Origin of the sequence: Pseudanabaena sp. BC1403 (assembly GCF_002914585.1) — a bacterium.
In the GTDB taxonomy this organism is placed as follows: Bacteria; Cyanobacteriota; Cyanobacteriia; order Pseudanabaenales; family Pseudanabaenaceae; genus Pseudanabaena.
The window spans coordinates 110,400-121,269 of record NZ_PDDM01000016.1 but is presented as its reverse complement, the minus strand read 5'-3'; the positions used below and the strand labels follow the sequence as shown (position 1 = coordinate 121,269).

General features: G+C 43.5%; 10 protein-coding genes and 1 pseudogene. 2 read left to right on the top strand and 9 right to left on the bottom strand.

Annotated elements, in window-relative coordinates:
• Window positions 1-149: 149 nt before the first annotated feature.
• From CQ839_RS15435 to CQ839_RS15400, 8 genes are all read right to left on the bottom strand, one after another.
• Window positions 150-467, bottom strand: a complete 318-nt coding sequence (locus CQ839_RS15435) for a hypothetical protein (protein ID WP_103669178.1) — start codon at window positions 465-467, stop codon at window positions 150-152.
• A 123-nt stretch (window positions 468-590) separates the two neighbouring features.
• Window positions 591-2,102: a GMC oxidoreductase gene (locus tag CQ839_RS15430; protein WP_103669177.1), complete on the bottom strand. Its 1,512-nt coding sequence runs from the start codon at window positions 2,100-2,102 to the stop codon at window positions 591-593.
• Window positions 2,103-2,111: 9 nt separating this feature from the next.
• Window positions 2,112-2,729, bottom strand: coding sequence for a heme-copper oxidase subunit III (locus CQ839_RS15425; protein WP_103669176.1), 618 nt, complete (start codon window positions 2,727-2,729; stop codon window positions 2,112-2,114).
• The gene (ctaD, locus tag CQ839_RS15420; protein WP_103669175.1) at window positions 2,716-4,395 is read right to left on the bottom strand and encodes a cytochrome c oxidase subunit I; all 1,680 of its coding nucleotides are present in this window, start codon (window positions 4,393-4,395) and stop codon (window positions 2,716-2,718) included. Before ctaD ends, CQ839_RS15425 begins: the two co-directional genes overlap by 14 nt.
• Window positions 4,396-4,537: 142 nt before the next feature.
• A complete protein-coding gene (locus tag CQ839_RS15415) occupies window positions 4,538-5,107 on the bottom strand; it encodes a hypothetical protein (RefSeq protein WP_103669174.1) in 570 nt (189 codons plus the stop codon).
• 17 nt (window positions 5,108-5,124) lie between these two features.
• Window positions 5,125-6,045, bottom strand: a complete 921-nt coding sequence (locus CQ839_RS15410; protein WP_103669173.1) for a cytochrome c oxidase subunit II — start codon at window positions 6,043-6,045, stop codon at window positions 5,125-5,127.
• Window positions 6,046-6,053: 8 nt separating this feature from the next.
• Entirely contained in the window at window positions 6,054-6,665 is a 612-nt protein-coding gene (locus CQ839_RS15405) for a DUF2231 domain-containing protein (RefSeq protein WP_103669172.1), read from the bottom strand.
• Window positions 6,662-7,162, bottom strand: coding sequence for a DUF2231 domain-containing protein (locus tag CQ839_RS15400; protein ID WP_103669171.1), 501 nt, complete (start codon window positions 7,160-7,162; stop codon window positions 6,662-6,664). Before CQ839_RS15400 ends, CQ839_RS15405 begins: the two co-directional genes overlap by 4 nt.
• Before the next feature lie 764 nt (window positions 7,163-7,926).
• Between CQ839_RS15400 and CQ839_RS15395 the strand changes: the two genes are divergently transcribed.
• The gene (locus CQ839_RS15395) at window positions 7,927-9,153 is read left to right on the top strand and encodes an ABC transporter permease (RefSeq protein WP_103669170.1); all 1,227 of its coding nucleotides are present in this window, start codon (window positions 7,927-7,929) and stop codon (window positions 9,151-9,153) included.
• A gap of 76 nt (window positions 9,154-9,229) precedes the next feature.
• On the top strand, window positions 9,230-9,988 hold the full coding sequence (locus tag CQ839_RS15390) for an ABC transporter ATP-binding protein (protein ID WP_103669169.1): 759 nt from the start codon (window positions 9,230-9,232) through the stop codon (window positions 9,986-9,988).
• A gap of 95 nt (window positions 9,989-10,083) precedes the next feature.
• Here CQ839_RS15390 and CQ839_RS15385 read toward each other — a convergent pair.
• Window positions 10,084-10,291 (bottom strand): annotated as a pseudogene (locus CQ839_RS15385) (hypothetical protein); the annotation flags it as partial.
• Between the last annotated feature and the right edge of the window lie 579 nt (window positions 10,292-10,870).

The window sequence follows — 10,870 nt, the reverse complement described above, 5'->3', positions numbered from 1 at the left end:
TAAACCTGTCTCCTGTTCTGTTGTTCGTTAATTGTCTATCCTAAGATCCTCCATCTTTTGGCTTCTTTTTATTCATGCAACAACGCCGTTTGGTTTTCTATCTAAAACTTTTTGTGTTAAGTCGTATACTAAACCTGAATACCTAGCTTTCATGACAAAATTGTTTGTTCTGCTCGATTCTCCCAATAACTAAGCATCTCTTCTGTTATGACAGACAAACTAGGACTTTCATAAATTTGTCCATCATCCATAATTACGGGACCAAATACAGGCTGATAATAAGTTCCCCATCTAGGATATAAATTTTCGTTGGTTTCACTAAACAAGAATGCAATTTTTTCGCTCTTTAGCTCGAAGCTTTCATCTCCACTAGTAATAGAATTCATTTTACTGGAAATATAGTAATCGCTATTAGCTTGCTCTGATATATCTAGTTCATTCAATAATTTTTCTAATTCTTGATTCATAACCTTTTCTTCGAGATTTAATACTTCTAATCTAGATTATTCAAATAAAAGATATTCTACTTAATCTGATTATAGGATATTTGGCTAGGCTTTATTTTTGCGTCAAATACCCTACACTACTATTTATTTCAATCTCTCAATTAACCGATCGCCTACTCTTAGAGCATTAGCAATAATCGTCAAAGCAGGACTCACCGCCGCATTAGATGGAAAGAAACTGCCATCTACAACGTAGAGATTATCGAGATTGTGGGCGCGGCAATCACGGTCTAAAACTGTAGTTATGGGATCATCACCAAAGCGACAGGTTCCGCATTGATTGGCGACTACTTGCAAAGGCGACTCGGCGCGGGGATGTAGGAAACCAGTACGGAAACCATCTAGGGACTTTTCGATATTTTTTAACACATCAGTCCAGCGATAAATTAAGCGATCGTGGGCTTCCGTGTTGTTGGGATTGTAATCGATATGGATTTTGTGATTTTCCCAACGCACCCGATTATTCGTGTCTGGCAAATCCTCCGTTTGTGCCCACCAGCCGATCGAATGGGTGGCTAACTGCTTTAGTCCGAAGTTGGGCATGAGCTTAGCAACAATAGAGAATACGGGTGGAGATTCGGCAAAAATGATATCGGTGAGCAGTCCGCCAGAGTTCTGAATATGTCCCATTGGATAGGGAAAATCCGCATCACCCCAGTAGAAATCATTCACATAAATAGATTTTTGGAAGGAGCCATTATTGGGCTTAGTGCTGAGTTGGACTACCGATGACAAAAGGCTTTTCATCAAATTTCGACCCACTTGATCGGAGCTATTGGCAAGCCCTTTGGGATGGGAATCATTTGCCGATCGCAACAGTAGCGCCGCCGAATTAATCGCGCCACAGGCAAGCACGACGATATCGCCTAAAAAGAGATAGGACTGTCCGCCCACTTCTGCTTCTACACCCTTCACCGATCGCCCCGATGGATTGGTATGTAAAGCGATTACTTTGGCTTGGGCTTTTAAGGTGACATTGGCAGATTTCAAGGCAGGGACGAGGCAACTTTCTTCAGAGTCGCTAGTGGGGTCATCTTCTTGACGGGTCAAGCCGAGGGGAATTGTCGATGGATGCAAACCTTGATTAGCGATCGCCTCATAGATTTTTTGCATCTCAGGCTCATGACTGACCGCAGGATAGGGATAATTAGCGCTGTGAGTTGGTTCGGTACTGTCAGTTTGTGACTCGCCATGCACCTTATACAGCTTTTCGGCTTCGGTGTAATAAGGCTCAAACTCGTCATACTTCACACACCATTCTGGCGAAATTCCCGCTTGATGAGTAACTTCTTCAAAATCCTTCTCACGTCGCCGTAATAGAGCCGCACCATAGATTTTCGTATTACCACCGATCGCATAGTTAGTCTGCGGTGAAAATGGCTCGCCTGTGTGGTCATACCATTGCTCAGGTGCATGATAGCGATCGCGCTGAAAGATATCGATATTACTGCGATTCTGTTCTTCGAGGGGCATAAAATCACCACGTTCCAGAATCAGAATTTTCTTACCTGTGGAAGCCAGTTTATAGGCAAGGGTTCCTCCCCCTGCACCAGTTCCCACAATAATCACATCGTAATAATTGTCATCAATAATCATTGGGTTTCCTCATTGCCACACATAAATCAACGTAAACAACGCAATCCAAATCACATCGACAAAATGCCAGAATAGCGAGGTTGCCTCAATGCCATATAAACCTTTATCATATTCATTGGGAAAGAACGATCGCACTAACATGATTAGCTGCAACAGCACACCTGTGAAAACGTGTAAGCCATGAAAGCCCGTCAGCAAATAGAAACTACCGCCAAACACGCCATCACCAAAGCCAAAGGCTAAACCGCTCCACTCCACTGCTTGACCGTAAAGGAAGTAGCTACCCATTGCGATCGTCAGCAACCAGAAGGCGCGAAAGCCCCAAAGCTGCTTTTTATGGAGGAATTTCTCAGCGATATAGATCGTGAAGCTGCTAGAAACCAGAATGATCGTATTAATCGTTGGTTCTTTAATTTCTAAACCTGTAACTCCCACTGGCAGCCAATTGAGAGATGTCGTTTTATAGACAATATAGGCAGCGAAAAAGCTCAAGAAAATGACACTTTCGGAAAGTAGGAAGACGATAAAGCCAAACAACCGATTATCTGAATGCTCGTGATGCGAGGCTTCATGGACAACTTCTAAAATGGGATTGGCACTATCAACAGAACTATTAACTGGTTGCATGAGCTACCTCCAACTTATCAGGATTAGAAACTAAGGGTTCATCTTTGCCATAGCCGTAGGGTTCCGAAATCACAATTGGTAACTCCTCAAAGTTCTCATGGGATGGCGGCGAAGAAACTAGCCATTCCAAACCGATCGCTCGCCAAGGATTCTTGGGAGCTTTTTCACCCTGTACCCAAGAGCTAACCATATTGAGAATGAAAGGAATTGTTGATACGCCCAACAGAAAACCGCCAAGACTAGCGATCACATTCCAGAAAGCGAACTCTGGATCGTAGGAGGCAACTCGGCGGGGCATTCCCTGCAAACCGAGGGGGTGCATCGGAAAGAAACAGGCATTTGTACCGATAAAGGTGAGAATGAAATGGAGCTTCCCTAAACCTTCGGAATACATTCTCCCTGTCATTTTTGGGAACCAATGATAGAGCGCTGCATAGATACCGAGAACCGTCGCGCCATAAATTACATAGTGGAAATGTCCTACCACGAAGTAAGTATTATTCACATGAATGTCCACGGGAACCGCCGCCAGCATGATTCCCGTAATTCCTGCGAAGACAAACATTACCAACGCACCTAAGCTGAAGAGCATCGCTGTAGTTAACTTGATCTTGCCACCCCATATGGTTGCAACCCATGCAAATACCTTGATTCCCGTCGGTACTGAGATCAGCATCGTCGTTGCCATAAATAGCATCCGCATCCAGCTAGGTGTTCCACTAGCAAACATATGATGCACCCAAACCACGGCACTCAATCCCGTAATAATCAACGAAGATACCGCCACGACTTTGTAACCAAAGAGCGGCTTACGGGCATAGACAGGGAAAATCTCTGAGAAGATACCAAATACGGGCAGAATAATTACATAGACCGCAGGATGGGAATAGAACCAGAAAAAATGTTGAAAGAGAACGGGATCGCCGCCCTTGGCTGGGTCGAAGAAACTAGTCCCGAAGGTTAAATCCGATAGCAGCATCACCGCTCCTGCGGTCAAGGCTGGCAAACCAAATAGTTGAATAATCTGCGCAGCAAGAACTGTCCACACAAATACAGGCATTCGGAACCAAGTCATTCCCGTAGTCCGCATTCGGAAAATTGTGGTCACGAAGTTAATCGCGCCCATAATCGAAGCTACGCCCGAAATGGCAACGGCAAGCAACCAAAGGAACTGACCGTTCACAATATTCCCCGTAGGATTTTGCAAACTTACGGGTGGATAAGCCCACCAGCCAGACTGAGCCGAACCTCCTGGCACGAAAAAGCTCGCCATCAGGATAATTCCAAATACGGGAACCATCCAAAAGGCGATCGCATTTAAACGTGGAAAAGCCATATCGCGAGCACCGATCATCAATGGCACTAGGTAATTAGATATTCCTAGAAGTACGGGAAATGTCCAGAGAAACAGCATGATCGTGCCGTGCATCGTGAACATGGAGTTATACACAGCGCGATCGACTAAATCCGATTCAGGGGTAATCAGTTCGCCCCGTATCACCATCGCCAGAACGCCACCAATGAGAAAAAAGATAAAAGAAGTAACAATATACTGAATCCCAATCACTTTATGATCGGTACTAAATCCAAAAAATCGCCGCCAGTCTTCGGGTTGTTCAGACTGAGGTGGAAGATCGGCGATCGCATCAATAGAAATGTTTGCCATGATTGCTCTTGAGGAATTTAATTTGAAATTGAATAATTCACTACTGGCGGAGCCGCAGGGATAACTGTCATTAACAGCAGGACTATAAGCATATACTGGCTTAGCATTGGAAGCATCTGCCAACCATTTTGAAGTGAATAAATTACAACATAAATAGGCGGCTATTATGTCTAATGAGTTTTAAGACAGATCCATTCTTCACATGAGACAGGTGATCGGGCAAGTACGGCATTGTAATACTGTATATGTCGGCAGTTAATTCGTGGGAAATCTTAAACTCAATACACCAATCTTTATCAAGGTCTTCTTTAACATTCAAAACCCAACCATCAATTACCTCACCACCATTTTTAAGGATTGTAGAAGCTCTATGTTTTGCCCATATAGTTTCAACCCAGTTGAACAGGACAGGGTTATAAAAAATAGAAAGCAAATTCAGTGTTGCCAAGCCCATCACCCCAAATCCAGCAAATTGGATTAGCACTGCAACCTGAGGTAAATTCCAAATGTTTAGTGCCTTTGCCAATTCAATTAGACCGCTAGCCAAACTAAATGGAATTAAGATTAGCCCGATCACAAATAAAATCGGCATTTGAAAAGCTCTATAGATACCATCCACAATCCTTAATCGCTCTGGCAAATTGGATTCGCCACGAATGAACGCTTGATTTTGGGGATAAAATAGTACGCGAGAATCAAACCCACTAACCATAGATAAACCACCCTAGCTTATAATTTTTTGTTCAAAACATTTGAATAATTCACCACAGGTGGAGCCGCAGGGATAACCGTCGCCCAATTATTTGCATTAGCTCGTTTAGCATATTCATTAGACGCACGATTATAGGCAGCTACAGGCTTAACATTAGAAGCATCCACCAACCATTTTTGATAGGCTTCAGGTGATTCCACTACTACATCTGTTTGCATCGCCGCAAAATAAGTGCCGCTATATTGCGAATCTCGCAAGCGATATTTCCCTTCGCGAATCGGTGTAAATTCAAAATCAATAACGCGCCCTGGAATTACATCTTGCTTCACCCGAAAAGCAGGGATATACAAGCCATGCAGCACATCTGCCGAATGAAGTACTAACTTAATCCTGCGATTATTGGGTAAATGTAATTCTGTACTACTAACATCGATACTAGTGCCTTTGCCATAAACGAACTCCCACGACCATTGCCGCGCAAATACATCAATTTTTTCTGTAGGCGCAGTTTCATCTCGATCTATTTGCGCTGCTTGAGCCGCTTCAATGATATGTCCATGATGAGCGTGTTCCATTGGTCCCAAAATCGACATCTGGTCGTAGATTTGATAGCTATAGGCGGCAATCCAAATCACCAAGGCAAAAGGAATCGCAGTCCAGATAATTTCTAATTTGACATTACCTTCGATATGAGGCCCATCACTATAGTCATATTTTCCTGCGCGTTGAAACAAGATGGAATAGGTCAAAGTGCCAACTACACCAAGAAAAATAAAAGTTCCTAATGTCACTAAAAAGCTAAATAGGTTATCCACCAAAATCGATTCTGCGGAAGCTTGCGGCGGGAACCATGTATAGGCAGCTTGTCCCATCCAGAGACTGATGAGGGCGATCGCGATCGCCACACCCACCAAAGTTAAAATCGTGCGTAGTTTCATAGATCTCCCTATTTCAGTAACTGATTGAGATCGACATTCTTACCCAAGCGTAACAGGCGATCGGCAGTGATATGCACCCCAAACTCTGAGGCAAGCTGTGCGCCCAAAGTCCCATGCACAAACATGATCGCAAAAATTACCAATCCTGCCAGCAAATAGCTCCATTGCACCTGTTGACCCATATCCTTGCGCCAAAGAAAACGCTGAAAGCCACGCCAGACAGTCATTCCTACAATCAGCGCCAACAAAAGCACACCGCCGACACCATGCCAGATCATCGTCTCCATCGCTTGAAATCCCCAAGCACTTTTGACATTCTCATCAGGTGTAGCTAGTAAGATTTCGTAAAAACCCGCGCCGACAGTGAAGAAAGTGATAATTGAGGCGGCGACCATGTTGTACCAACCGACATCAAAAAAGTTCGACCTCGCCGCAGGGATCGCCATAAATTTAAATAGAGGTTTTTCTAAAACGAAAAATACGCCCACAAAATCAAACCCGATCGCTACAATGAATAAGCCAAGGGTCATGTGAACTAGATTGGGATGGATGGGAATGCTATAGGGCAAACCATTTAAGCCCAATTGACCATGTAATTGATCGATTAAAGTCGCAATCATTTCAAACCAGCCTCCTTTAAAGCTTCTACCACTGGTATGGTATGTAGTCCATAGACCCAAACCAGTAGATCGCCTAAATAAACTTGAAAAAGAACTATTCCTGTGAGTAACAAACCTGCGCCCAGAAATGAAACAGGTAAGGTCTTAGGATCATTAACTCGTAGCACATAGCGCCATCCCGTAATCGCAGCAATGATTCCCGATAGCGACCAACCGATGATGGTATGTAAATTCAATGTAGGTTCTACTGAACTATAAGGTTCTGCGAGTCCTGCTTCAATTTGTCCAAAGATAATCGCAATAAAGATAGAAATTGTGGCAAAAAATAGATTCCACCAGCTCACTTCGTAGAGTCGAGGGTTACGGGTGAAGTAGCCGATCGCATCGCATACCACTGCAAACAACACCATTGCGATCACAAAATGCACCACAATCGGATGAATTGTGTCGGGATATGGCAAATTATGATCATTTAACGGTGGAAGGTATTCCAGCATAGTATTTTCAATACTCAATGAAGGATTAGATTTGCGGATGCAGCTATTTTAGTCTAAACAAATGAGAATAAGCTCTTGTAAATGTTTATCTGGATTTTAAGAATATGCCTAAGATTTGGTTGCTAGAGATTTCAAAAAGCCATTACTACTACGAGGCTTTGCCATCCTCGTGTGAATAGGCGATCTAAGTCAAAAGACAACTCGTCAAAGCTCAAGCGATCTATTAAGTAGGGCTTCCTGAAAAAGTCTACAGAGCTAATTTAAAGGCAATACAGCTTTAAAAATAGTATTTTGTCGCATATTTCCCAAATTTACCCAGCGATTTTCTACTGAAGTGCAAGGGTTTTGAGCCTCTAGATGCTATAACCTTGCACTTTTTATGACAAAAAAACTTAAAGCCCTTATGTAGTAAGCTTTTGTACTTTTTCAGGAAGCACTAAGTAGATGAGCATAATTAATTACAAACTCAAAACCGTAAGGTTAATCTCCGCATGGGGCGTAATACCAATTCACAAAAGTGTGACAACACTTTTGTGAACTAAAAAACAAACCCTGTAAGGGTTTTAAAATCACAAAATGGCTGCGCCACTTTGTGATTTGGTATAATCTTACGGTTTTGGGTAATTTAGGTACTTAAGGTTTTAAAGTTTTCTTTTTGCCTGCGGCAAAATCTCCACAAGATTCCAGTCCAATGGTTGAAGCCATCACTCAGGTTTAGCTCTAAACTTGGTGTAAGTTGATCGCACACATCAGGAAATTTAAGGATGGATACTTGGGAAAGCTTTCGGATGGCAGGCAAAACCCTTGCCGCTAATCGCTTGCGTAGCACATTGACGATGCTCGGTATCATCATCGGCAATGCCTCGGTAATTTTGATGGTTGGGATCGGTCAAGGCGCACAAAAATATGCTGCTGAACAGTTTCAGTCCCTTGGTACTGACGTAATTTTTGTGATTACTGGTACAGACAATGCGCGACGGAATGTAATTGCGCCGCCCAATCGCTTAGTACTTGCCGATGCCGAAGCGATCGCTACCCAAGTACCTACCGTTCGCAGTGTTGCCGCGCAGATTAATGGCTCCGAGCTGGCGATCGCAGGTAACAATACTAAACGTGCCACCCTGATCGGGACGACGGACACCTATGCGATCGTCCGCAATGCCGAAGTTAGCGCAGGTCGCTTTTTTAACGAGGAAGATATTAAGCGGAATGCGCGAGTGATCACAGTCGGAGCTGCGATCGCGAAAGAGTTATTTCCACAGGGATCGGCTATTGGACAGACGGTGAGAATGCGCGGTACTAGCTATGAAGTGATCGGCATAATGTCGGAAAAAGGCGCTTTTCTGGGTACGAACCAAGATGACACAATTTTTATGCCGATTACGACCATGTCTAGCCGACTGACTGGCAAAACTTCCCCCTATGGAGTTGCTGTTGCTGTAATTAATGTGTCAGCAACTAGTAACGACAATGTAGACGCTGCTCAATTCCAAATCTCAAATCTATTGCGATTGCGCCACCGTACTTCTGATGTCAATGCTGACGATACATTTACAATTCGTACCCAACAGGACGCGCTAGCAATTGTTGGGAATATTACAGGTGCATTAACGATCATGCTTGCTGCGATCGCAGGTATTTCCCTACTAGTTGGCGGTATTGGCATTATGAATATTATGCTGGTGTCAGTCACTGAGCGCACAAGCGAAATCGGACTTCGCAAAGCGATTGGTGCTTCACCCAGCGATATTCTCACCCAGTTCACAATTGAAGCGGTGATTTTGTCGTTGCTAGGTGGTGCAATCGGTACAGGTATTGGCGTTGGCGGCATTCTACTGATCGCCGCAGTTTCTCCATTACAAGCTGGTGTATCCATCAGCGCAATATGCCTTGCTGTGGGAGTATCGGGTGGGATTGGTCTATTTTTTGGCATCTTTCCTGCGCGACAAGCAGCCCGACTCGATCCAATTGTGGCTTTGAGAAGTATTTAGCCTGCTTTGATGGGTTACGGCTACGCCTAACCCATCCTACTTTTTTCTTTTTTCCTTTCTTCTTTTTCCTTAAAAAATGACTACTACTAGTGCGATCGCATCAATTCCCGAAATAGCTGATGATTCTCGCCGTGAAATCGTCCGACTGAATAATGTTTGTAAATTTTATGGTCGGGACGATACGCTAGTGAAGGCACTAGATGATGTTAGCTTTGTGATTAAAGAAGGCGAATATTGCGCGATCATGGGTGCTTCTGGCTCGGGTAAATCTACTTGTATGAACATCATTGGTTGCCTTGATAGCAGCACGTCAGGGCAATATTTTCTAGATGAACAAGATGTCTCTCATATGGAGGAACGCGATCTTGCTAAAGTTCGCAATCTCAAAATCGGCTTCATCTTTCAGCAATATCATCTGTTACCACAACTCTCAGCAATGGAGAATGTGATGTTGCCAATGGCTTATGCCAATATTCGTCCTAAGGAACAAAAAGAACGGGCGGCGGCAGCGCTGGAACGGGTTGCGATGGGACATCGGTTAAATAATCGACCGAATCAAATGTCGGGTGGACAACAGCAGAGAGTTGCGATCGCAAGGGCGATCGTTAATAATCCTGTAATGTTGCTAGCCGATGAACCCACAGGGGCGCTAGATTCGCATACTACTCAGGAAGTAATGGAACTATTTGGTGAGTTGAATGCTAGTGGTATTACAGTGGTGATGGTCACACACGAAGCTGATGTAGCTCGAAATTCGCATCGGATTATCTGGTTCCGCGATGGTCAAATCATTCACGATCGCCTCTCGCCGTCGGATCTAAACCATGTAATTTGATTAGGAAAACTCTAAAAACGATCCATATAAAACCCCAAAACGTTATGGCGGGCTTAGCTCGCCACAACGTTTTGGGGATCAATTATTTATTTTTTCTATTTGAGGTCAAAGCGATCAAGGTTCATCACCTTGTCCCACGCCGCTACAAAGTCATGCACAGTCATGCACAAACCTCGACTAAGAGTCCTTACATCCGTATACTTCCGCAAGCGCTCGTAGCTGCGAGGTTGAACCGAAAATGAGGTCAACACGAGTACCAGTCCACTTGAGTTCGCCCGTCTTGCGATCGCGTCCCTCAAACAGATATTGGCTCGGCTCCTTAATTGATAGGCTGCCCCGTCTCTTTATCATCGGGGTTGCTGACTTGTATCGACTTCCTAAATTATGTCAAAAGCCTAATTGATCGAGCCTGACATTTATAAGCCAAAAATACAATTATTTTTAACACTTAATATCTCTACAACTTCAAAATTCTAAATTTATCTTTCCCTGAACTTCTGATATGATCTAATTAATAGAGCTACGGCTCCAAATAAAAGGATAATTAGTCCTAACAACGTAAACATTCCAAAGAAAAGCATAACAGCAAAACCGACTGGTCCATCAGCGCCTTTTAATCCTAGATTAGTGAGAATAATGCTTCCAATAATTAGAATATTAGATATTGCAAACGTAATTTGAATGCCTTTAGTTAGCTTTAAATATTTATACAGGCAAGTGAATCTTAGGCACAAAAAGACTCCCGTGACAAGGACGTAAAAGGTGGCAGATGACGATAATAAGGCAACTAAAGTGGGAGGTAAGAAATGATAAAATCCAGTCAAAATTCCTATCCAAGGGATTGCAAAGTATAGAAGAATTGAGAATCCAATGGCAATATTG

Coding starts and splice junctions, on each gene's coding strand:
- CQ839_RS15435 (WP_103669178.1), bottom strand. CDS start 467: ATGAATCAAGAATTAGAAAAATTATTGAATGAACTAGATATATCAGAG.
- CQ839_RS15430 (WP_103669177.1), bottom strand. CDS start 2,102: ATGATTATTGATGACAATTATTACGATGTGATTATTGTGGGAACTGGT.
- CQ839_RS15425 (WP_103669176.1), bottom strand. CDS start 2,729: ATGCAACCAGTTAATAGTTCTGTTGATAGTGCCAATCCCATTTTAGAA.
- ctaD (WP_103669175.1), bottom strand. CDS start 4,395: ATGGCAAACATTTCTATTGATGCGATCGCCGATCTTCCACCTCAGTCT.
- CQ839_RS15415 (WP_103669174.1), bottom strand. CDS start 5,107: ATGGTTAGTGGGTTTGATTCTCGCGTACTATTTTATCCCCAAAATCAA.
- CQ839_RS15410 (WP_103669173.1), bottom strand. CDS start 6,045: ATGAAACTACGCACGATTTTAACTTTGGTGGGTGTGGCGATCGCGATC.
- CQ839_RS15405 (WP_103669172.1), bottom strand. CDS start 6,665: ATGATTGCGACTTTAATCGATCAATTACATGGTCAATTGGGCTTAAAT.
- CQ839_RS15400 (WP_103669171.1), bottom strand. CDS start 7,162: ATGCTGGAATACCTTCCACCGTTAAATGATCATAATTTGCCATATCCC.
- CQ839_RS15395 (WP_103669170.1), top strand. CDS start 7,927: ATGGATACTTGGGAAAGCTTTCGGATGGCAGGCAAAACCCTTGCCGCT.
- CQ839_RS15390 (WP_103669169.1), top strand. CDS start 9,230: ATGACTACTACTAGTGCGATCGCATCAATTCCCGAAATAGCTGATGAT.